The sequence below is a fragment of the Streptomyces sp. Sge12 genome (assembly GCF_002080455.1).
GTDB lineage: Bacteria > Actinomycetota > Actinomycetes > Streptomycetales > Streptomycetaceae > Streptomyces.
This window is the reverse complement of record NZ_CP020555.1, coordinates 409990-432137: the sequence shown is the minus strand read 5'-3', so window position 1 is coordinate 432137 and position 22148 is coordinate 409990. Positions and strand designations below refer to the sequence as shown.

The following is a 22148-nucleotide window of genomic DNA, read 5'->3' as shown; positions in this document are numbered from 1 at the left end:
GGGTCGGCTCCCCCCTGTCAGGGCTGCGCGGAACCGGACGGGACAGGCGGAGGGGCACGGTCTGATGGCTTGGCTGGCAGCGGGCGAGGGGTACGAGATCGCCCTGGTGGAGGGACGGGTGGCGGCGAGGTCCGCCACCGGGCGGACAGCGGGACGGCAGTTGAAGACACTGCCCAAGGCGCTCAAGGACCATCCCGAGGTGGACCGGCTGCGCAGGCTGGCCGAATGGCTCGACCGGCACGAGGCGGCGTGCGTCGCGCAGGTCGACACCTGGATGGTGTCCTCGCTGCCGGTGCCGACCGAACTGCTCGCCCGGGTCTGGCCGGACGAGGCCTGGCAGGGCGCCCTGCGCGATGTGGCCGTCGTCGGCGACGACCCGGACGAGGTGGGCTTCCTGCGGGACGCCACCGCCTCCGGCGAACTGAAGGTGGTCAACCTCGACGGCGAGACCGTACGGCTCTCCCCGCGCACGGTGACCCTCCCGCACCCCGTGCTGCTGCCCGACCTGGACGACGTACGGGACTTCGCGGCCGAGCTGGGCATCGAGCAGCGCGTCGAGCAGATCCACCGGGCCACCTGGGTCAAGCCCGCAGAGGTCGCCGCCACCGCCACCGAGGTCCGCGACTACGCGGGCGGGGTCTTCCCCACCCGCTTCAGCCTCACCGCCCGGGCCACCGGCCTGGGCTACCGGGTCTCCGGCGGCTACGCCACCTGCAAGGTCCGGGACTCCGGGACCGGCACCGAGGCCGCCGTGTGGATCGGCGAACCCTATTACGACGAAGAGACCACCACCGGCGCACTGAGCTGGCACGACGAGGACGGCCGGGCGGTACGCCTGGCCCAGGTCGGACCGGTCGCCTGGTCCGAAGGCATGCGGATGGCTGCCGCGCTGTACGCCGGGCGCAAGATCGAGGAGGGCGGGGACGCATGAGCAACCACCAGGAAAACACCGACATGAACCAGGCCGAACTGCTGCTCAAGGCCGGCGCCGTACTGCCGCGGGACACCACCGGCGCCGGTGCCGACGTCGTGGAACTGACCGCGCGCGCCTACCGCCACCCCGGCCTCGGCGACGACCGCGTCGTCGTCCGGCTCTCTCCCGGCGAACTGGGCGCCGCCGAGGACCTCGCCGCCGGCTTCCTGGGACTCGTACGGGACGAGGGCGAGCCGCCCGTCGTCGGACTGAGCAAGCGCCAGGCACTCGGCTTCCCCGAATGGGTCCTGGTCCACCACCCCGAGGACGGCCACCACGCCCTCGCCGTCGTCCCCGAGCTCGACCGGATCGCCCGACAGGCCAAGACCAAGCCCAAGGCCGCCCTCGACGCCTGCCTCGAACTCGCCGGACGCCTCGCCGCGGCCGTCCCGCACTTCCTGCCGCTCTTCCACGAGCAGGCCGCGCGCCTCTTCCTCGCCGTCGAGAACACCACCTACGCCGCCCAGCTGTTCGGGCGGGCCCGCGCGGCCGAGGCCCAGTACGGCCTGGCCATCGACGAGGACCGCCTCGACGCCGTCTTCCTCGAATTCGCCCTGGTCGGCGCCCTCCCGGTGAAGGTGCTCACCGGCTACGGCAAGGCCCTGGCCGGCCGCGTCACCCCCGCCGAGGCCTACGAGCGCTTCCGCCGCCTGTGCGTACGCCGCACCGCCGGCGGGCTGCCGCCCTCCGCCCAGGCCGCCGCCGAACTGCGCCGCCTCGCCCGCGCCGCGGGCCTGACCGGAACCGAACCCGAGCAGGACTACCTCGCCGAACTGCTGCCCCTGCCCGCCACGCTGCGCGCCGCGCACGGCTGGTGGAAGGCCCACCGCGCAGCCCTCGTCGCGCTGGCCCGCCGGGTACCCGCCGCCCGCGGCACGCTCCTCGGGCTGACGCCGCCCAGCGGAGACGGCGGCGAGTTCACCGCCCTGTGGCTGGAGATCCTGGAGGAGTCCGGCGCCACCGCCGGACTCGCCGACGGACACCTGCCCGCCGAACAGCGCTGCGCCGACGGCACGGCCGGCTGGCTGGAGCGCTTCCACGCCGCCCGCCACTCCGGCTGGGGCCGGCGCCCCACGCTCCCGCTCCTCCTCGACCTCGTGGAGCGGTGCGCCGAGCAACTGCGCACCGAACTCGCCCGGCCCGAACGGGAGGCGGGCCTGCGGGTCGGCGTCGAGGACACCGACCTTCTCGACCTGCTGCTCGCCCTGGACGTCCCGGTCGCCGACCCCGAGGCCGACACCGAGAACCGCCGCCACCGGTACGACCACCTGAACCTGTCCGAGTGGGCCGACGGCGACCGGCCCCGCGACCTGCTCGCCCTCGCCGCCGACCAGCGCTTCCACCCCGCCTTCCGCCGTGCACTGAGCAGCCTCGGCGACGGCAGCGCCGACGTCGTGCGGCGCGTCGCCGCCTCGCCCGGCGGCCGCCCGCTGCTGGCCACCTGGATGCGCGACGTCGCCCTCGCCTCCACCGCCGCCGGCCTGCCCGGCGTCCCCGAGGCCATCGCACGCCTGAGCTGGCTGCCCACCGAAGCCCTGGAACTCGCCCCCGAGGAAGTGGCGGCCGCCGCGGCGGCGGACCTCGCCGAGACCCTCGCCCGTACCCTGCGCGGCGGACTCTTCGAGGAGCTGTCCTGGCCCTCCTGGGAGCAGGCCGTCGCCGAACTGGGCCCCGGCCGGGGCCGGGACTCCCTGAACGTGGTCGAGGCCTGGCCGTACCTGATCGTCGCCAACCAGACCCAGGTCCGGGTCATCGACGCCGACTCCACCGTCCTCACGCACGACCTGAGGGTGCCGACCGGCACCTCCTACAACCACGGCTTCCACTACGTCGACGGTGAACTCCTCGTCTTCTGGTCCTCCTGGAGCAGCAACGGCACGCAGGGCTACTGGCACCACTCGCCCGGCACCGTCTTCACCCTGGAAACCGACCGCAACCACTGGTCGCTGCGCAGCGACCACCTCTCCCTGCCCCTCCCGGGCGGCGGGCGCGCCACCGGCGGCGGAGTACTGCACCGGGGCGACACGAAGCTGCCGGACGAGCGGCCCCTGCTGTCCGACGGCACCTCGTACTGGGTGTGGCACCGCCGCGACCAGCAGAGCGACACCGGCTGGCTCGAGTACGACCCCGCCGGCGGGACCCACGGCCGGCCCTCCCTGCCCGCCTTCTTCGCCGACGCGCAGCGCGCCGACGCCGACACCGGCCGCCGCGGCGGGTACTCCAACCGGCTGCGGCCCACGCCCACCGTGGCCGGCTCGGTGCTCGGCGAGCCCACCGACGGCCTGCTCGGCTGGCGCACCGTACGCGTGCCCGACCACGGCTGGGAGGGCACCGACACCGCCGGCCGCAGGGTCACCGTGCCCGAGGGTCGCGACATGCCCGTCGCCGCCCTCGCCTTCCCCGGCGACGACCGGCCCCGCGCGCTGTCCCAGCACTGGCAGGAGCTGAGCATCACCGACCCGGACGGGGTGCTCACCGCCCGGTCGCGCGACAGCAACCGCCGCCGCGCCGCCTTCGGCACGGGCAGCGTGGACCTTCCGCCGCTGTCGCACTGGTACGCCCTGCGCCCCCGCGACACCGAGGGCTCGGCCGCCCTGCGCGCCGCCGACCGGGAGACCGTGGCCGCCTTGCTCAAGTCCGCCGCCGCGGCCGAGAAGGCCGCGGACCTGCCCGACCTGGTGAGCGCCGCCCTGCCGCGGATCACCGCCCCGGAGATCATCGGGGGCGTCGTCGAGGTCCTGCGCTTCACCCTCACCCAGCAGAAGTCCCTGGACGCGATCGCGGCCCGGCTCCACCCGGACACCAACCCCGTCGAGGAGCGCGAACAGGGCCCCGGCGACCGGCTGATCGCCGACGGGCTCAGCGGCCTCATCGGCCCCGGCTACTACCGCTGGAACGGCGAGAGCGACGCCGCCCACTACACGCTGACCGAACTCGCCGCCGCCCGCACGCGGACCGACGCCACCCCGGTACCCGGACTGCTGCACTTCGACATGCCCGCACTGCCGTACTGGTCCTTCACGTGGACGCCGCTGCTCGACCAGCCCGCGGCCGTCGCCTACCGCGCCGTCACCGTCGCCCCCACCGACGAGGAACGCGAGGCACTGCTCACCCTGCTCGCCGCCGTCGACCACCTCGGCCTGGACTCGGCCGAAGGTTCCGCCGCCCACTGGCGCCGGGTCCTGCTCCGCCTCGACCGGCCGCACCTGCTCACCCCCGACGGCGAACGCAACGTCCACCACCGCAGCCTGCTGCCGCTGGGCGGCGGAGCCGTCCTCGCACTCACCGAACACAGCGAATCCGTGCCCGAGGGCCACGAGTTCGGCGCCCTGCTGTACGACCCCAGCGGCCGCTTCACCGTCCCCGGCCCCTACACCGTGCGCGGCGACGCCCCGCTCGGCGACCGCGAACGCGGCGCCGGCTGGCTGACCGCCCTCCTCGCCGCGGCCGCCGAGCACGGCCCGGTGCCCTTCCGCCCCGAGGACGCGGAGGAGTTCTCCCGGCTCACCGGAGTCTCCGGCGCCCTCGCCCGCCTGCTGCTCGCCGGATGCCCGGCCGTCGACAGCTACGAACGCAACTTCCTGGAACCCGAACTGCGCACCGCCCTCGGGGTCAAGGCCGCCGACGCCGCGTACGCCCGGGACGAGCTCAAGGGCCTCGACACCGAACTGCGGCGAGCCCTCGTCGCCGCGCTGCTCCCCGCCGATCCGGCGAAGCTGTGGAGCGAGGGACCCGACGTCGCCGCCGCCGCGGAGCTCTGGAACCGGCGCGTGGGCCGGCGTACCCCCGTGCCCGACTGGCTGGCCACGGAAGCCGCGCGCGCCGTGGGCGGCAGCTGGCCCGCGCACCGCGCCCTGGCCGCACTGCTCGACCCGGCCGCCGCCGGCGAGCTGTCCGTCGACGTGGCCTGGACCGTGAAGGGCGACCACGTGGAGCCCCGCGAACCGGCCACCCGGCCCTTCACCGCGTCCGTCCTGACCGGAACCATGGCCATGGCGGCCTGGCTGGCCCACCGGCTGCCCGCGGGCGATGCCGTACGCGCGGTCCTGCCGCCCGTACTGACCGCCGTACGCCAGCGACTCGCCGCGCCCGAACTGCTCCTGGAGATCGGGCACTACACCAGCCTGCCCGCCTTCCGCTCGGCGGCCGGCACCCCGACCGAGACCGGGGAGGGCTTCGAGCGGTACGGCGCCGTGGTCATGGCCACCTACGACGACCAGCCCAAGCCCGCCCTGCGGCCGGCCCTGCTGGACTCCACCGGCTCCGACCCGTACCTGCCGGCGCTGCGCGGGGACGACCAGCGCCCCTCCGCCGCCGAGAGGGCGCTGCGCACCGCCCACGACCCGCGCTTCGCCGCGCTGCTCGCCGACCCGGGCGCCCCGGCGGCCGGGGCGGCGGGCGCGGACGGCACCTGGTGGCCGCAGGACCCGAGCCGCTCCGTCCCCGAACTGGTGGAGGAGGTGAGCGAGCGGTACGGCCTGGGCGCCGACGCGGCCACCCTCTACCTCACGCTGCTCGCCATGCCCGACCCCACCGACCGCAACACCGCGCGGTGGACCGGCTGGAAGCCGGCCCGCCTCAAGGCCGCCCGCGCCGAACTGGCCGCCACCGACCTGGTGGTCACGGCCGGCCGCAGCCGGGCCGGGCGCTCGCTGTTCCTGCCGGGAGGCTGGGCGGACATGCCCTCCCCGACGCTGCCGGTGGAGCAGTGGAAGCTCCCCATGTACGGCCTGGGCGCCGGTGACCGGCCGGCGCTGGGCGTGCTGGTCCCGGCCGAACCGGCCGCGGAGCTGTTCCGCCGGGCCTGGCAGCGGGTCCGGGAGGGCGACCTGCCGCGCTTCGAGGAACTCAAGGTGAAGCGCACCCGCGCCCGCCGCCGCTGAGACCGGCCCCGTCCGGTCGTGCTGAGGGCGCGGCGCACCTGCCCGCTGGAGCGCCGCGCCCTTCGTACCGCCCCTTTGCCACCCCCTCGCACCGACACCGGAGTACCCCGATGACCGTCACCGAAGAACCCACCGCAGAACGCCCGGCAGCCACGGCAGAAGCCACGGGCAAAGCCACGGCAGAAGCCACGGGCAAGGCCACGGCAGAAACCGCACCCGCTGCCCGGCAGGTGCTTCCCGCCGAGGAACGCCACGCCGCCGAGCTCGCCTTCCTCGCCGCCCAGGACCCCGGCCCCCGCCCGCCCGGCTGGGCCCTGACCCCGCGCGCCGTCGTCACCTTCGTCTGCGGCAGCGACGGGGCCGAGCTGGCCCTGCCCAAGCGGCGCGCCGGACTTCCCACGAAGCTGGCCATCGCCCCCAAGTTCGTCGGCGAACGCGCCCTCGTGGAACGCTGCGTCGTCACCCTCGCCGGTGAGCGCGGCCTCCTCCTGACCGGCGAACCCGGTACCGCCAAGTCGATGCTGTCCGAGCTGCTGGCGGCCGCCGTCAGCGGTACCAGCGCCCTCACGGTGCAGGGCACGGCCGGTACCACCGAGGACGCCTTCCGCTACGGCTGGAACTACGCGCTGCTGCTGGCCCAGGGGCCCACCTCGCAGGCCCTGGTCGACTCCCCGGTGCTCTCCGCCATGCGCACCGGACGCGTCGTGCGCGTCGAGGAGATCACCCGCTGCCTCCCCGAGGTACAGGACGCACTCGTGTCGATCCTGTCCGACCGGCGGATCAGCGTGCCCGAACTGACCGCCACCGAGGACGCGGTGGTCTCGGCGGCCCCCGGCTTCACCGTCATCGCCACCGCCAACCTGCGCGACCGCGGCGTCTCCGAGATGTCCGCCGCCCTCAAGCGGCGCTTCAACTTCGAGACGGTCGCCCCGATCGCCGACGCGGACGCGGAGGCCACGCTGATCCGCCGCCAGGCCGTCGCCGCCGTCCAGCGGGCCGGAGCCGCCTTCGGCGTGGACGATGCCGTGCTCGACGCGCTCGTCACCGTCTTCCGCGACCTGCGCTCCGGACGTTCCGCCGAGGGCTGGGACGTGGAACGCCCCGGTACGGTCATGTCCACCGCCGAAGCGGTCCAGGTGGCGGCCTCGCTCGGGGTCGCCGCCGCGTACCTGCCGGGCGGGGACGTCTTGGACCTGCTGCCGGGGCACCTGCTGGGCGTCGTGCGCAAGGACGACCCGGCCGACCACGGACGGCTGCTGGGGTACTGGGACGGCCCGGTCCGGCGCCGCGCCGAGGACGGTTCACCGATGTGGCGCCGCCTCTGGGACCTGCGCGGGAGCCTGCGTTGACGCACACCGCTCCGCACACCGATCCGCGGGCCGTGGTCGACGCGCTCGCCGCGGCCCGTGAGCCGTACCTCATCGGCGTGCGCCACCACAGCCCCGCGCTGGCCGCGGTGGTGCCGGCCCTGCTGGACGCCTCGGGCGCCGACGCGGTGTGCGTCGAGCTCCCGGCGGAGTTCCAGCCCTGGCTGGAGCACCTCGCCGACCCGGAGACGCACGCCCCGGTCGCGCTGGCCGGCACCGGGGAGGACGGCCGCCTGGCGTTCTACCCGTTCGCGGACTTCTCCCCGGAGCTGGCCGCGATCCGCTGGGCCCACCGGTCCGGCGCGGCCGTCATCTGCTGCGACCTCCCCCTGGCGGACCGCGGCTGGACCGACCCGGCCCCGGCCGGTGCGACGGCCCCGACCGAGCGCCAGGTCCCGCCTCCCGGCCCGGCCGGTGCTGCGTCACGGGGCCCGGACCCGGCGCGGGACGTGGCCTCGGCCACCGCCCCGGACCCGGTCGTGGTCCCGCCCCCCGGCATGGCCCTGAACTCCGCCTCGGGCCCGGCCCTGGACGCGGGCCCGGCCACGGACCCGGCCGACGCGTCCTTGGCCGCGCCGCGGCCCGGGGGGTCCTTCGCGGACGCCCTGACAGCGGCCGGTACGGGGCGCGACGGTGACGACCTGTGGGACCGGGCCGTCGAGGTCCTCGCACCGGGATGCTCCCCGGAGGCCGTACGGCGCGCGGCGCTCGGCGTCGGCTGGGCGCTGCGCGCGGACACCAGCTCGGTCGCGGCGACCGACCTGGCCCGCGAGGCCCACATGCGGAGCGTGATCGCCGGCGCGGCCGCCGCGGGCCACCGCGTGGCCGCGGTGATCGGCGCGTTCCACGCCCCGGCCCTCCCGGTCCCGGCCGCCCACGGCCACAAGCCGTGCTCCGGCCACGGCCAGGGCTCCGACTCGTTCGACGACTCCGGTCGGGTCTCCGGCGACGGCTCGACCGACGACCCCGGTCGGGTGTCCGATCCCAGCTCCGGCTCGGTCGACGGCCTCGGTCGGGTCTCCGGCGACGGCTCGACCGACGGCCTCGGTCGGGGTTCCAGCGACAGCGGCGGCTGCGGTGACGGGGCGGGTGGCGACCTCGGCTCCGGCCGCGGCAAAAACGCGTCCGGGGCCGGGGCGAGCCCGGCCGTGCCGGGGCCGCGGGGTGGGGGGACCGCCGTTACCTCCTTCGTGCCGTACTCCTTCGACCTGCTCGACTCCCGCTCCGGATACCCCGCCGGGATTCGGGATCCCCGCTGGCAGCAGGCCGTCCTGGAAGCCGGCGGCGACCCCGCCCGGGTGCGCGACGCCGCGTCCGTCGCCGTCACCGGGATCTGCCGGGAGCTGCGCCGCGCAGGGCACACCGCGGGTACCGGCGAGGCCGCCGAGACCCTGCGGCTCGCCTGCGACCTCGCCGCCCTGCGGGAGCTGCCAGCGCCCGGCCGAGGCGAACTCCTCGAAGCCGTCACCACCGTCCTCGGGCAGGGCGAACCCCTCGGCCGGGGCCGGGCGCTGGCCCGCGCCCTCGAGGCCGTGCTCGTCGGCACCGCCCGCGGGCGGATCAGCCCGCACGCCCCCCGCTCCGGCCTCGGCCCCTCCGTCGAGGCCGAACTCGCCGCGCTGCGGCTGCCGGCGCCCGAGGAGCCCGCGCCCCGCGAGATCCGCCTCGACCCGCTCCGCTCCGCCCTCGACGGCCGCCGTGAGGTGCTGCTGCAACGGCTCCTCGTGTGCGGCGCCTCCTACGGTGAGCCCCTCACCGTCGCCGCCACCGGCGACGGCACCGCCCTCGGCACCAAGTGGCGGCTGTCCTGGACGCCTTCCGTCCCGGCCCGGCTGGATCTCGCCGGGGTGCGCGGGGTGACCGCCGCGCAGGCGGCCGCCGGAACGCTGCGCGACACCGCCCGCCGGGCCGCCGCCGAGGGCGGGCCGACCCCGGCCCAGATCCTCGCCGGGCTGGCCGCCGCCGCGCGGTGCAATCTGCCCGAACTGGTCGACGTACGCCTCCACGAGGCGGCCACCGCCCTGCCGCAGACGGCGACCCTGCCCGAACTGCTCGACGCCCTCGACCTCCTGGAGGCTCTCCACCGCGGCCATCTGCCCGGTACCTCCGCCGCGTCCCGGGAGGCCGCCGCGGCTCTCGCCGGTGACCTCCTCGAAGCGGCCGTGCGCTGCCTGCCCGGCCTCGCCGGGAGCGAGGACCCCGCCGACGCTGCCGCCCTCGTGGCCCTCGCCGACCGGGCCGCCGCCCACCACCTGGGCCTGCGCACGGACGACGCCCTCGCCGACCTGGCCGCCACCGCGTCGCCGATGATGCAGGGCGCCGCCCTGGCCGTACGGGTCCTGCTCGACCTCGACCCGGCCGCCGAGCTCGGCGGCCGCGCCGCCGGTTGGATCGACAGCGCGGGCACCGCCGACAGCCGGCGCACCCTGAACCGGCGGCTCGGGGGACTCCTGACCGCGGCCGGCCCCCTGCTGCAGTCGTCGCCGGCCGCTCTCACCCCGCTGCTCGACCGCATCGAGCATCTCGCCGACCAGGAGTTCCTCGACCGACTCCCCGCCCTGCGCGGGGGCTTCGACGCCCTCTCGCCCGCAGCGCGCGACCGGCTGCTGGCCACCGTCACCGAACGGCTCGGCGACCGCATCGACCTCGCGCTCGATGCGTCACCCGCGCTGCTCGCCCTCTGGGCCGCGGCCGACGCGGCCGGACTCGCCGCCCTCAAGGCCCTCCCGCTGCCGGGCACCCCGCCCGGACCGGACCTGCCGACCCCGACCCTGGCTCCCGCCCCGACCCCGACCCCGACCCCGACTCCGGCCGCGGCCGACGGCCCGCGGCTCGCCCCCGCCGACCGCTGGCGGCTGCTCCTCGGCCGCGAACGCGACCGGCTCCCCGCGGGCGCCCGCCGCTACGCCCACGCCCTGGACGAGCTGTACGGCGCCGGGCGCGGCGAAGGCGCCTCGGACCTCGACCTCGGCCGGGGCGGGGGGCAGGGCGGCGGCCAGGAGGCCTCTTTCCCCACCGCCCGGGAGTGGTCGCAGGAGCTGGAGGCGCTGTTCGGCGCCGACGTACGGGAGGAGGTGCTGGCGGGAGCGGCCGAAGCGGGCCGTACCGACGTGCTCACCCAGCTCGATCCGGAGGCCGTACGGCCCTCGGTGGAACTGCTGAGCTCCGTACTGTCCCTCGCCGGCGGCATGCCGGAGGCCCAACTGGCCCGGCTGCGCCCCCTCGTGCGCAGGCTCGTGGACGAACTCGCCAAGGAACTCGCCACCCGGCTGCGCCCGGCCCTGTCCGGACTCGCCACCCCGCGCCCCACCCGCCGCCCCGGCGGCAGGCTCGACCTGGCCCGCACCCTGCGCGCCAACCTCGCGCACACCCGGCGCCGGGCCGACGGCAGCGTGGTCGTGGTCCCGGAGCGGCCCGTCTTCAGCACCCGGGCGAGCCGCGAGGCCGACTGGCGGCTGATCCTGGTCGTCGACGTCTCCGGCTCCATGGAGGCCTCCGTCATCTGGTCGGCCCTGACCGCGGCCGTGCTGGGCGGCGTACCGACCCTGTCCACCCACTTCCTCGCCTTCTCCACCCAAGTCGTGGACCTGACCGACCGGGTCGAGGACCCGCTCTCCCTGCTGCTGGAGGTCCGCGTGGGCGGCGGCACGCACATCGCCGCCGGCCTCGCGCACGCCCGCTCCCTGATCACCGTCCCGAGCCGCACCCTGGTCGTGGTGGTCAGCGACTTCGAGGAGGGCGCCCCGATCGGCGGGCTCCTCGGCGAGGTCCGCGCGCTGGCCGCCTCCGGCGCCCACCTGCTGGGCTGCGCCGCGCTCGACGACGAGGGGACGCCCCGGTACTCGGTCCCGGTCGCGCGGCAACTCGTGGCGGCCGGTATGCCCGTGGCCGCCCTCAGTCCCCTCGACCTCGCCCGCTGGGTGGGCGACCGCCTCCGTGGAGAGTCCCGTTGAGTACCGAGAGCACCGAGAGCACCGAACTGCCGCCCGTCGCACCCGAGGTGCTCGCCGAAGCCGTCGAGAACCTCACCCCCCGCCTGCGCAAGAAGCTGGACGCGGCCACCGAGGGCTGCGCGGCGGGTGCCACCCTCGCGGCCGACGGCGCCGTCACCCTCCGCTTCGGCGAGGACGCGCTCGTCACCCTGCGCCCCGGCCCGGCGGGCACGATCACCACGGCGGAACAGGCCACGTGCAGTTGTCTGCTGGCGCCGCGTTGCCTGCACCGGGCCGCAGCCCTGGGCGCTGCCCCGCTCGCGGAAGCCCCGCCGGAGCCGGTCGCGGCGGCCGGGTCCCACGAGCCGGCCGACCCCGCGGGGCCCGGCGACTCCGCCGGGACCACCGGGGCCACCGGGGCCACCGGGTCCACCGGGTCCGCCGGGTCCACGGAACCGGCCGCGGCCGTCGAGCCCGCGGCTCGCGTCGGACCCGCGGAACCCGCCGAGCCCGCCCCGGCCCTGACCGCCGCCCAGCTGCGCGCCGCCGGCGCCCTCTGGCAGGTCGCCGCCGAAGCCCTCGGCGCCGGAGTCACCGCCGGCGGAGCGGTGGTCCAGGCCGAGTTGCTGCGCGCCGCGCACACCGCCCGCCTCGCCGGGCTGCCGCGCGCCGAAGCGGCCGCGCTCCGGGTCGTACGCGGCCTGCGCGCCGCCCGCGAGCGCCGGGCCGGCCAGCGGCTCGGCGACCTCACCAGCGCCTTCCGTGAACTCCTTCACACCGCGGGACTGCTGGCCTCCGGCTCGGCCGACCCCGCGCTGACCGGGACCGCCCGTCGTGCCTACGCGCCGGGCGGCAGCCTCCAGGTGCACGGCCTGTGCCGGGAACCGGTGCTCTCCGCGACCGGGTACGGCGGCGTGGTCACCCACGTGCTGGGCCCGGACGGCAGCCGCTACTCGGTGTCCGACGTCCGGCCCGGCGGCCTGGCCCGCGCCCGCGGCGCCGGTTCTGCGTCCGTCGCCCTCGGCGGCGCCACCCTCGACCACGCCGGCCTCGCCCGCGGAGGCCTGCGCATCGTCGGCGCTACGGTCTCTGCGGAGGGCCGGCTCGGCGCCGGACGGGGCGTCAAGGCCACCCCGCTGCCCGGAATCGCCTGGACCGAGCGACCCGCGGCGGCGCTCTTCGCCCGCCCGGCGGCCGAGGCCGTCGCCGAGCTGTCGGCCGACCCGGAAGCCGCCGAGACCGCGCTGCTCGGGTGCGACGTCACGGTCGTCGGCGCGGCCGGCGAACACCTCCTCGTCCGCGAGACGCGCCCGGACGCGCCCCTGCTGCGGCTGCTGCCCGCACATCCGCACCCGGAGCTCGCGCACACGCAGAACCTGCGCCGCATCGCCGCGTACCCCGGGGTCCGGCTGCGCGTCCTGGGCCGGCCCGACCTGGACCGCACCGCCACGCTCCGCCCGCTGGCCGTCGGCCCCGTGCCGGGAGCGGAGTACACGCTGCGGCTGCCCGAGGAGTGGCTCGGCCGGGCCGACCTCGGCTACGACCGCCTCCAGGGCATGCACTTCCCGACGGGAGCGGCCGACCCCGTACCGCTCCCGGCGGCCGAGGGCCCGGACCCGCTGGCCGACTCCCCGCTGTGGCGGGTGCGCCGCCTCCTGGAGACCGGGGTCGCGGGGGGCCGCCGCGCCCTCGCCGAGGCCGCACGGGGTACGTCCTCCCTCGCGGCGGCCTCGTACGGGCCGCTGCGCAGGGCCGGGCTCACCGCGGCGGCGGACCTGGCCGCCGCCCTGGCGGCCGAGGCCGACCGCCGCCCCCGCGACGTCTTCGGCCGGCTGGCCGATCCCTCGCCGGACGGTTACGCCTGGGCCTGGCTGGCCGCGGCCACCCACCTGGCGGCGGCGGAACGTTCCCTGATCGCCGCGTCCTGGGCGGCCGACCCGAGCGCGGTGATGACGGCGGCCCGCTGAGGCCCGCCCCGGCCCGGCCCGGGCGGCGCAGCGACCGTGCCAGTGCCGCGGTGACCCCGCGGACCGTCCCGGGGCCCGGGACGGGGCCGCCGGGCTCCGCGTCGACGGGCCCGCCTGCTCCCACCGGGCCACGGACGGGGGTGTACCTGGCTCCCGGGCAAGCCGGTCCGGGCGGCGGTTCCGCTGCCGGTGGTCCCGGCGTGGGAGACGAGGCCGGCGCCGATGGCCGGGTTCGGCATGGGCGCTGCGACCCGCCTCCAGGTGCTCGCCCGTCACCCGGGCCTGCTGTGCACGCTCGTCGCCGATGCGACGGCCGTCCAGGAGGCGCCCGGGGGCCTGAGGGCGCAGTTCCGGCGATCGTCCCGGAGACCGGGTGGAGGATCCGTCCGATGGCCCACACCTGCCGCTGCGCCCGGGCGCCGGGGCGGCGAACCCGGCGGTGGCTATCCCGAACGCAGCCACGCCCGCAGCACATCGAGATCGGCCCCCGTCAGCCCCCGTCCCGGGTCGACCCGGTGCAGGAGTGCCCGGCCCGGGTGCCGGTCGGCCACGAGGGCCCGGTCGGCGCCGGTGATCTCGTCATCGACCCAGATGAAGGGGCGCCCGGCCGCGTGGTCGAGGAGGGCGGGGGTCTTCCAGTGGATCCCGCCGCGCCCGTCCTCGTCGGACGGCTCCGGCCAGGCCACCACGGGAAGCTCCGGCAGGCCGAGCCGGGGCGCCACGCACTCGTTGGCCTCCGCCATCCAGGTCGTGGCCCAGACCAGCTCGCACGGCAGCGCCGACAATCGGGGGCCGAGCGCGGGATCGATCCGGGCGAGCAGGGGATGTGCCGCGTCGCCCGGCGGGTACGGGCCGGCGCCGAAGGGGATCAGGGGGCCGTCGACGTCCAGGTAGAGAAGGGGGCGGGGCGTGGAACCGGTCATGCGGCCACCCCAGTCCTCACGGGTATGGCAAACGATCTTGGTGTGGTGGGCGTGATCGAGCGGTTGTGGCGGTACCCGATCAAATCGACCGGCGGTGAACGGCTGCGCAGCGCGGAGGTCGACGCGCGCGGCCTCGTGGGCGATCGGCTGTACGCCGTGCGCGACGCGGAGGGCAGGTTCGGCTCGGGCAAGACCACCCGGCGCTTCCGGCGGATGGACGGTCTGCTGCACCTGAGCTCCCGCTACCCCGGCTACCCCGGCCACCCCCGCAACAGCCCGGAGCCGGGCCCGCCCGAACTGCTCGACCCGCACGGGAGAGTGGTGGCGGACCCCACGGCGTACCTCCGTACCTTCCTCGGCCGTGACGACCTCGAGCTGGCCCGCGAGGGGGAGGTCTCGCACTTCGACCAGCTGCCGCTCAGCGTCCTCTCCACGGCCACCCTCGATCGGATCCGGCAGGAGGTCCCGGACGTGCCGGTGGACGAGCGCCGGTTCCGGCCGAACATCCTCGTGCGCACCCCGCCCGGCACCCCGCCGTTCGTGGAGGACGCGTGGATCGGGCGCACGGCTCGGGTGGGGGACACCCTCCGTGTCGAGTTCCTGCGCTCCAGCGAGCGGTGCGTGATGACGAACCAGGCCCAGCAGGACCTTCCGCACTCGCCGCTGATCCTGCGGGCGATCGCCGCGGCGCACGACAACCGGCTGGACGCGCTCGCCGGGATCGTCACACCGGGTACGGCCCGGATCGGCGACGTCCTCGAACTCCTCTGAGGACCGACCGGCCGGGAGGTGGAACCCCTGACGCCGCGATCGCCTCTTGATGGCCGAGGGGGATGTACATGACGAAGACAGCAAGGTCCGCGACGGGGCGGGTGATGGCGGCGGGGCTCCTGTGCGCCGCCCTGGCGGCGTGCGGGACCACCCACGCGGGCCGGCAGGCCGCGCCGCCCGCGGGCGTGCCCACCGTTGCTCCGGCCGACTGCGACCTCGACGTGCCGACGGACGAGGAGACGGGCGGTTACGCGGGTCCGCCCACGGACGAGGAGACCGGCGGGTACGCCGGCCCGCCGACCGATGAGGAGACCGGCGGGTACGCCGGCCCGCCGACCGACGAGGAGACGGGCGGGTACGCGGGTCCGCCCACGGACGAGGAGACCGGCGGCTACGCGGGTCCCCCCACGGACGAGGAGACCGGCGGCTACGCCGGCCCGCCGACCGACGGCGAGATGGCCAACGGCGGAGGACCCTGCGGCCCGGCGGACTGGTTCGACATGACCCGCGACTTCACCGCCTACTACCTCAAGCACCGCAGGAACTCCGAGACCGGGTACACGTACCCCGAGGTGGTCAAGGAGGCCCGCGTCCGCAAGGTGCGCACGGTCGGCGAGGCGCGGATCACCTTCACCACCAGGGAAGTGGGCAAGGGCCGCGCCGAGGCCGCCCGCCGGATCGCCGCGGTGTTCACCGCCTGGCGGCACGAGGTCTACGGCGACACGGGCACGGTGACGCTCCAGGTGCCGCAGGACGGGGTGATCATCACCGAGTCCTGGTGACCTGCGGCCACCACGCGTCCCAGAGCGCGCAGTGGTGCTCGGCCCGCGCGTCCACGGTACGGATCCCGCCGGCCCCGGGCGCCAGTGACAGCGCCGAGGTCGCACTCGGGTCGCGCGGCCACGCCGGGGCTCCCGGCGCCTGCGGAACACCGGTACGGGCGAAGGCGGTCCAGTAGTCCGCCATCCGGTCCGCGAGCCCGCGCTGCGGCCCGGTCAGCGCCGCGATCGTGAACAGGTAGGGGAGTTCGAAGCCGTGGCTCGCGCCGAACGGCAGGTCGGGCGGCACCGGCTGCCCGGTGAAGTCGGGCGCGCCCCGGTCGCTGAACCGGTACGTGTACACCGGCACGTACCGCCCGAGCGCCGCGCCGTCGCGCAACGTGGGGCAGATGAACGACGCGTCGGTCAGTACGGTGGCCCACGCCACCGCCGGGGTCGGGAAGGCCGACACCGGATAGGCCGCCTCCACCGCGCGGGCGGTCGGCGCGTCGAAGGACCGCTCCGTGCGGGCCCGGTAGGCGGCCTGGTCGGGAATCGGGTACGCCGCCAGGGTCAGGGCGAGCAAGAGGCGCACCTCGTCCCGGGTGGCGCCCTGGACCACCGGCACCCGGTGGAACCGGCCTGCCTCCAGCGCCCGCCGCGGCTCCATCGGCAGCACCTCGTTGCCGTAGGAGACCAGCGAGAAGCGCTGCATCAGCTCGGCGGTGGCCAGCGTGCCCGTGTCCAGCCGGCGCAGGCACTCCAGCGCCCCGCCCGGCCGGTCGCAGCCGAGCCGGGCCGCCGCCAGGACGCCGTCCGCGACGGTGCGCGGCTCCGGCACGAAGGGCTCGTACCTGCCGAGGCCGGGGAGCAGGGCCCGCGCGGGTGTGGTGGTGGAGCACGATCCGCTCTGCACGATCGCCCGCTGGAACAGGCCCGCCGAGGCCGGCGAGGCGAGGTGCGCGCACACGCTGAGGGCGCCCGCCGATTCACCGAAGACGGTCACGTTGTGCGGGTCCGCGCCGAAGGTCCGTGCGTTCGCCCGCACCCAGCGCAGCGCGGCCTGCTGGTCCGCGAGGGCGAAATCGGGGGCACCGCCGAGCTCCGGATGGCCGAACAGGCCGAAGACGCCCAGCCGGTAGTTCACCGTGACCACCACGGCGTCCCCCCGTACGGCGAGCCGGTCGGGCCGGTAGGCGTCGCCGGCGCCGCTGAAGAAGCCGCCGCCGTGGAACCACACCATGACGGGCCGCGGCCGGCCCCAGGCGGTACGGCCCGCCGGAGCGGTGACGTTCAGGTACAGGCAGTCCTCGGAGCCCGTCGGCCCGCCCGGCCCCACCGCCGGCAGCTGGACGCAGCGCGCACCGGGGGCACCGGCGTCGCGTACGCCCTCCCACCGGGACGCCGGCTCCGGCGGCCGCCAGCGCAGCGGGCCGGTCGGGGGAGCGGCGAACGGGATGCCCTCGAAGGTGTCGTACGCACCGTGGGCGAGGCCCCGTACCGGCCCCCGGTCGGTCTCCACGACCGGCCGGCCCGGCCCGGGCGCGGCGCCCAGCAGCAGCAACACCACGGGCAGCAGCACCGCGGGCAGCAGGAGCGCGCAGCGGCGGCGGACCTGGCCGAAGTCGGGCACGGTCGACGCCCTTTCCCCTGGGGCCCGGCTGGAGACCCCCGTTTGCCCGCCCCGAATGGCGCAGTGAGCGGAATTGGCACTCAATGTAACAAAGCGTGCGCTTCCCATGACGCACGATGACCGGCGCGCGATTGCGTAGACCCGCGCGTCGGCGAACGGAGCTTTCCATGAATGACCCCATCACCCTCGCGGCGAAACACGACGAAGACCGCCAGGGGACCCCCGACCCCATAGCCCCGGACGAGCCGGCCACGCCGCCCATGCGGACCCTGCTGGAGACGGCGGCCACCTGCCGTCCCGTCGAGGAGGTCACCGCACTCGTGAGCCTCCTCAAGGAGGACGGCCCGCTGCCCGACGCCGGGCACGACGCCCTGCGCACGGCCGCGGTGACCCGGCCCGTGCAGGACGTGCGCCGCATGGTCGCCCTGCTGGGCGAGTCGCCCAAGGAGGTGGCCGAGGCGGACCTCACGCTGCGCGCCGCCGCCGTCGGACGATCCATCGAGGACGTCGCCCTGCTCGTGACCATCCTCGGCAAGGAGGACGAGGCGCTGGCCGAGCGGCAGCGCGTCGGGGAGCCCGCCGTACCGGTCTCCCCGCACGCGGCCGCGCGCACCGAGCCGCCCGAAGAGCCCCGGGAGGAGCCGTACACGCCCCCGTACGCGGAGCTGTACGACGCCCCCTACCAGGAGCCGCCGCGGCGCACCGCCGCCGTCGACCCGCCCGCCGTCCCGGCCTCCCGTGACGGCGCGCTGCGGCACGTCCTGCGCTGGCCCGTGGCGGCCGCCCTGCTGGTGAGCGGTGCGCTGCACCTGCCGAACGACCTGACGGCCCTGCAGTCCGCGGCGCCCGTCGACTACCTGCCCCTCCTCGTCACCGTGCTCTGCCTGGTGAGCGGCGCCCTGGTCGCGCTCCGGGACACCGCCGCGGTGTGGCGGGCGGGCGCGGCCACGGCGCTCGGCGTCGTCGCCCTGCACGTGCTCGGCGGGTCGCTGAAGTACGACCCGCTGGCGGGTGCGGTGGGCGGCACCCTGGCCTGGGCGGGCGTCGCCGTCATGCTGTGCGCGGCGGGCGGCGCGGTGCTGGCCGGCCTGGCCCTCCGGAACCACCGGGAGAGCTCGGCCTGACCGGTCGTACGGTCCCACGTCAGCGGCACCCCGCGCCCCGTGCGCGGGGTGCCGCTGCGTGCGCGGTCCCGGCGCGGTCCGTGCGTTCACGCGAGCAGGTTCACCGCCCGCGTGAAAGTGCGGGGGAGCCGGGCGGCCGCCGGGACGATCCGTGGTGCGAGCCGCGGCTGGTGACGGGCCCACAGGAGGGACGCGGTCAGGGTGCGGTAGCTGCGCGTCAGGTCCCGCCAGGCCTGCTCGTAGTCCTGCGGGCGCCCGGCCCGTACGCACCGCACCAGCTCGCCCGCCGCCGTCACGGCGAGGGTGAGCCCCTCACCGGTCAGCGCGTCCACGTACCCGGCCGCGTCGCCCACGAACAGCACGCGCCCCGCCACGCGCACCCGGGCCCCCTGGCGCAGCGGCCCGGCCCCGCGCACCGCCGTCGGCGCGCCCGGCGCGCCCGTCGCGCTCGTCGCCCCCGCCGGGGTCAGGCGCGCCGACAGCAGCGGGAAGCGGGCCAGTTGTACGTCGAAGGGCGCCTGGTCGCAGGTCAGGACGGCCACGCCGATCCGGTCGGGCGCGAGCGGGGTGACGTAGGCCTCGCACCGCGCCGACCAGTGCACCTCGACGAGGTCGCTCCACGGCTCGACGGCGTAGTGGCGGCGCAGCCCGTAGCGGGCCCGGCGGCGGGGTGCGGGCTGCGCCGACAGGCCCAGCCTGCGCCGGACGGGGGAGTGCAGGCCGTCCGCCGCGACGAGGTAGCGGGCGGTGAGCCCGGCGGCGGTGACCCGGTCGACGTCCTGGCGTACCTGGTCGATGCGCCCGGGGAGGACGCGTACGCCGAGCTGCGCGGCGCGTTCGGCCAGCGCGGCCTGGAGCTCCGTGCGCCGGGCGCCGAGGCCCGGGCCGGACCGGAAGAGCCCTTCGGCGTGGCGGCCGGTCACGGCGTCGACGTAGCGGATCCCGTGGAACGGCTGCCCGGCCACGGGGATCCCGAGGTCGCGGAGGTGGCGTACGCCTCCCGGCATCAGGCCCTCGCCGCAGGCCTTGTCGATGGGCGTGGGCCGCGGCTCGACGACGACCGCCTCCAGGCCGGCGAGCGCGCCGTGGATGGCGGTGGCCAGCCCGGCGGGACCGCCGCCCGCGATCAGCAGATCGATCACGAGGCGGCGCCGGCCGAGTGGACGGAGGTGGGTGCCCGCAGTCGGCCGCCGTCGGTCAGGGCGGCGTCCTCGCAGCCGATCCGTACGCGCAACAGCATCAGGTTGAGCACGGTGAAGCCGAGCGCCGTCAGCCACGCGCTGTGCACCAGCGGCAGCGCGACGCCTTCCGCCACCACCGCCACGTAGTTGGGGTGGCGCAGCAGCCGGTACGGTCCCGCCGCGACCAGCGGCAGTCCGGGAACGACGAGCACCCGGGTGTTCCAGCGCTGCCCCAGGGTGGCGATGCACCACCAGCGCAGGCCCTGGGCGGCCACGACCACGGCGAGGGCGGACCAGCCGAGCGGCGCGAGGAACGGCCGCCCGGCCGCCCAGGGTTCCACGACGCAGCCCACCAGCAGCGCGGTGTGCAGGGCGACCATCGCGGGGTAGTGGCCGCGCCCGTACTCGCGGCCGCCGCGGGCCAGGCTCCAGGCGGTGTGGCGGCGGGCGGTGATCAGCTCGGCGAGCCGCTCGACGGCGACGAGGCCGATGAGCAGCAGGTACAGGCTCAGGCTCGGGGGCAGGGTCATGGAGGTCATCGTGGTCACCAGCGCAGGAGGGCGAGTTCGGAGGCGAAGCCCGGACCGAAGGCGAGCATCAGCCCGACCGATCCGGGCGGGGGCGGTCCCGCGCTCTGGACGCCGTCCAGGATGTGCAGGACCGAGGCGGAGGAGAGGTTTCCGACGGCGGCGAGCGAACGCCGGCTCGCGGCGAAGGCCGCCTCCGGCAGCCCCAGCGCGTCCGAGAGCGCGTCGAGGATCTTCGGGCCGCCGGGATGGCAGATCCACGCGCCGACGTCCGCGGGCTTGAGGTCGTGCGCGGCGAGGAAGGACTCCACCTCCTCGGCCACGTGCAGCCTGACCAGGTCAGGGAGTTCACGGCCGAGCACCATGCGCATCCCCCAGTGGCCGATGTCCCAGCCCAGCAGGTGCTCGGTGCCCGGGTACAGGCGGCTGCGGGAGGCCACCACCTCGGGGCCGGCTCCGGTGGCGTGCAGGGGATGGTCGCGGCCCACCGCCACCAGGGCACCGGCACCGTCGCCGAACAGGGCCCCGGCCACCAGGTTCGCCATCGAGGCGTCCGTCGACTGGAGGGTGAGCGAGCAGAGCTCGGTGGACAGCAGGAGGGCCGCGTGGCCCGAGTGCCCCGTCAGGTGGTCGTGGACGTGGCCCACACCGGCGGCGCCGGCCGCGCAGCCCAGGCCGAACAGCGGCACTCGCCGCACGTCGGGGCGCAGGCCCGCCCGGGTGGCGAGGCGGGCCTCCAACGAGGGCGTCGCGAGCCCGGTCACCGTGGTCGACATGACCAGATCGAGCTCCCCGGCCGTCAGACCGGCGTCGGCGAGGGCCAGTTCCAGGGCCCGGGCGCCGAGCTCCAGGGCCGTCTCGATGAAGAGGGCGTTCGTCGCGCCGAAGTCGTTCGCCGGGCCGTACCGCTCCAGCGGGAGCGCCAGATGGCGGCTGTCCACGCGCACCGAACGGTGGACGCGGTGCAGCAGGGCGGTGTCGGAGCCCGGCGGCAGGAAGCGGGCGAGCGCCTCCGCGATCTCGGACTGGGCGTGACGATGGGGCGGGAACACGCTGCGCACTGCCAGAACACGTGTCATTCGGTCACCATAGAAAACAACTGACACATCGTAAGGAATCAGGCGAACCGGGCGCGGCGCCGCATAGCGTGGCGCCGTGCCCGCGCGAACCACGCAGAACCCCGAGACCGCCCGGACCACCGGGAGCACGGCGGCGCCCGGTGGCATTGCCCCCGCAGGCGGTCTGCTGGCGGCATGCCACCCCCTGCCCGCCGCCGCCGTGACCCTCTTCGCCGCGGCCCTGACGGCCGCCGCCGGGCACGGCCCGGCGCGCGCGGCCGTCACCGTGGGCGCGGTGGCCGCCGGACAGCTGTCGGTGGGCTGGTGCAACGACCGGGCCGACCTGCGCCGCGACCTGGCCACGGGCCGACGGGACAAGCCGCTGGCCGCCGGTACGGTGTCGGCCGCGGCCGTGACGTGGGCGGCGGGGCTCGCGCTGCTGCTCTGCGTCCCGCTCTCGCTGGCCTGCGGGCTGCTCGCCGGCGCCGTGCACCTCGTCGGTGTGGCGGCCGCCTGGGCCTACAACCTGCGGCTCAAACGCACGGCCGTCTCCTGGCTCCCGTACGCCCTGGCCTTCGGCCTGCTGCCCGCTTTCGTCACCCTCGGCCTGCCCGGCTCGCCCTGGCCGCCGCCGTGGCTCACGGCTGCTGCGGCCCTCCTCGGCGCGGGCGCGCACTTCGCCAACGTACTGCCCGACATCGAGGACGACCTGGCCACCGGGGTGGTGGGGCTGCCGCATCGGCTCGGCGCCCGGGCCTCGGCGGCGCTGGCCGGGCTGCTCGTCCTCGGCTCGACCGCCACCCTGGTCGTGGGACCACCGGGGCGGGTGACGGCGTACGGCTGGATGCTGCTGGCCGGGACCGCGGCGGGACTGGTCCTCGCGGCCCGCCGACCCGCCGGAAAGCTCCCGTTCCTGACCACGATGGCGGTGGCCGGAGCGGACGTGATCCTGCTGGTCGCCGAACTCCGCCCCTGAACCGCGGCGGCGCCACCGCCCAGGCGCCACGCCTGCCCGCGCTCCCGCTCGGCGCCGCGGTCCCCGCCGAGCGCA

14 protein-coding genes are annotated in these 22148 nt (G+C 76.5%); 9 read left to right on the top strand and 5 right to left on the bottom strand.

Features of this window, described 5'->3' with window-relative positions; translation table 11 throughout:
* The first annotated feature begins 64 nt into the window (after positions 1 to 64).
* The 5 genes from B6R96_RS02005 to B6R96_RS01985 all read left to right on the top strand — a co-directional run bounded on the left by B6R96_RS02005 (position 65) and on the right by B6R96_RS01985 (position 13122).
* A complete protein-coding gene (locus tag B6R96_RS02005) occupies positions 65 to 931 on the top strand; it encodes a DUF4132 domain-containing protein (RefSeq protein ID WP_081521332.1) in 867 nt (288 codons plus the stop codon).
* A complete protein-coding gene (locus tag B6R96_RS02000) occupies positions 928 to 5856 on the top strand; it encodes a DNA-binding protein (RefSeq protein WP_237291283.1) in 4929 nt (1642 codons plus the stop codon). Before B6R96_RS02005 ends, B6R96_RS02000 begins: the two co-directional genes overlap by 4 nt.
* Positions 5857 to 5966: 110 nt before the next feature.
* Positions 5967 to 7205, top strand: a complete 1239-nt coding sequence (locus B6R96_RS01995; RefSeq protein WP_237291282.1) for an ATP-binding protein — start codon at positions 5967 to 5969, stop codon at positions 7203 to 7205.
* Positions 7202 to 11176 carry a vWA domain-containing protein gene (locus tag B6R96_RS01990; RefSeq protein ID WP_237291281.1) on the top strand — a complete coding sequence of 1325 codons (3975 nt, stop codon included), beginning with the start codon at positions 7202 to 7204 and terminating at the stop codon, positions 11174 to 11176. Before B6R96_RS01995 ends, B6R96_RS01990 begins: the two co-directional genes overlap by 4 nt.
* Positions 11173 to 13122 (top strand): SWIM zinc finger family protein, encoded by a 1950-nt coding sequence (locus B6R96_RS01985; RefSeq protein ID WP_081521331.1) that lies wholly within the window; start codon positions 11173 to 11175, stop codon positions 13120 to 13122. The genes B6R96_RS01990 and B6R96_RS01985 overlap by 4 nt, the downstream gene beginning before the upstream one ends.
* A 443-nt stretch (positions 13123 to 13565) precedes the next feature.
* On the opposite strand, the gene B6R96_RS01980 is transcribed toward B6R96_RS01985, so the two are convergent.
* A complete protein-coding gene (locus tag B6R96_RS01980; RefSeq protein WP_081521330.1) occupies positions 13566 to 14045 on the bottom strand; it encodes an HAD domain-containing protein in 480 nt (159 codons plus the stop codon).
* Between the two features lie 24 nt (positions 14046 to 14069).
* Here B6R96_RS01980 and B6R96_RS01975 point away from each other — a divergent pair, with 24 nt between their 5' ends.
* Positions 14070 to 14816 carry an MOSC domain-containing protein gene (locus tag B6R96_RS01975; RefSeq protein ID WP_081521329.1) on the top strand — a complete coding sequence of 249 codons (747 nt, stop codon included), beginning with the start codon at positions 14070 to 14072 and terminating at the stop codon, positions 14814 to 14816.
* A 68-nt stretch (positions 14817 to 14884) separates the two neighbouring features.
* Positions 14885 to 15598: a hypothetical protein gene (locus B6R96_RS01970; RefSeq protein WP_159396258.1), complete on the top strand. Its 714-nt coding sequence runs from the start codon at positions 14885 to 14887 to the stop codon at positions 15596 to 15598.
* On the opposite strand, the gene B6R96_RS01965 is transcribed toward B6R96_RS01970, so the two are convergent.
* Positions 15582 to 17207: a carboxylesterase/lipase family protein gene (locus B6R96_RS01965; RefSeq protein WP_237291280.1), complete on the bottom strand. Its 1626-nt coding sequence runs from the start codon at positions 17205 to 17207 to the stop codon at positions 15582 to 15584. The genes B6R96_RS01970 and B6R96_RS01965 overlap by 17 nt on opposite strands.
* Before the next feature lie 167 nt (positions 17208 to 17374).
* On the opposite strand from B6R96_RS01965, the gene B6R96_RS01960 reads away from it, so the two are divergent.
* On the top strand, positions 17375 to 18331 hold the full coding sequence (locus tag B6R96_RS01960; protein ID WP_081521326.1) for a hypothetical protein: 957 nt from the start codon (positions 17375 to 17377) through the stop codon (positions 18329 to 18331).
* 86 nt (positions 18332 to 18417) lie between these two features.
* On the opposite strand, the gene B6R96_RS01955 is transcribed toward B6R96_RS01960, so the two are convergent.
* The 3 genes from B6R96_RS01955 to B6R96_RS01945 are packed head-to-tail and all read right to left on the bottom strand — an operon-like array spanning position 18418 to position 21118.
* Entirely contained in the window at positions 18418 to 19473 is a 1056-nt protein-coding gene (locus B6R96_RS01955; RefSeq protein ID WP_081521325.1) for an NAD(P)/FAD-dependent oxidoreductase, read from the bottom strand.
* Positions 19470 to 20042, bottom strand: coding sequence for an isoprenylcysteine carboxyl methyltransferase family protein (locus B6R96_RS01950; RefSeq protein ID WP_081524923.1), 573 nt, complete (start codon positions 20040 to 20042; stop codon positions 19470 to 19472). The genes B6R96_RS01955 and B6R96_RS01950 overlap by 4 nt, the downstream gene beginning before the upstream one ends.
* Before the next feature lie 14 nt (positions 20043 to 20056).
* Complete coding sequence (locus B6R96_RS01945; RefSeq protein WP_081521324.1) at positions 20057 to 21118, bottom strand: type III polyketide synthase; 1062 nt, start codon at positions 21116 to 21118, stop codon at positions 20057 to 20059.
* A gap of 76 nt (positions 21119 to 21194) precedes the next feature.
* On the opposite strand from B6R96_RS01945, the gene B6R96_RS01940 reads away from it, so the two are divergent.
* On the top strand, positions 21195 to 22073 hold the full coding sequence (locus B6R96_RS01940) for a UbiA family prenyltransferase (protein ID WP_237291279.1): 879 nt from the start codon (positions 21195 to 21197) through the stop codon (positions 22071 to 22073).
* The last annotated feature ends 75 nt before the right edge of the window (positions 22074 to 22148 follow it).

Bases quoted from the DNA above. Each gene is read 5' to 3' on its own strand.
- B6R96_RS02005 (WP_081521332.1), top strand. From the start codon at position 65: ATGGCTTGGCTGGCAGCGGGCGAGGGGTACGAGATCGCCCTGGTGGAG.
- B6R96_RS02000 (WP_237291283.1), top strand. From the start codon at position 928: ATGAGCAACCACCAGGAAAACACCGACATGAACCAGGCCGAACTGCTG.
- B6R96_RS01995 (WP_237291282.1), top strand. From the start codon at position 5,967: ATGACCGTCACCGAAGAACCCACCGCAGAACGCCCGGCAGCCACGGCA.
- B6R96_RS01980 (WP_081521330.1), bottom strand. From the start codon at position 14,045: ATGACCGGTTCCACGCCCCGCCCCCTTCTCTACCTGGACGTCGACGGC.
- B6R96_RS01975 (WP_081521329.1), top strand. From the start codon at position 14,070: ATGGCAAACGATCTTGGTGTGGTGGGCGTGATCGAGCGGTTGTGGCGG.
- B6R96_RS01970 (WP_159396258.1), top strand. From the start codon at position 14,885: ATGACGAAGACAGCAAGGTCCGCGACGGGGCGGGTGATGGCGGCGGGG.
- B6R96_RS01960 (WP_081521326.1), top strand. From the start codon at position 17,375: ATGAATGACCCCATCACCCTCGCGGCGAAACACGACGAAGACCGCCAG.
- B6R96_RS01950 (WP_081524923.1), bottom strand. From the start codon at position 20,042: ATGACCCTGCCCCCGAGCCTGAGCCTGTACCTGCTGCTCATCGGCCTC.
- B6R96_RS01945 (WP_081521324.1), bottom strand. From the start codon at position 21,118: ATGACACGTGTTCTGGCAGTGCGCAGCGTGTTCCCGCCCCATCGTCAC.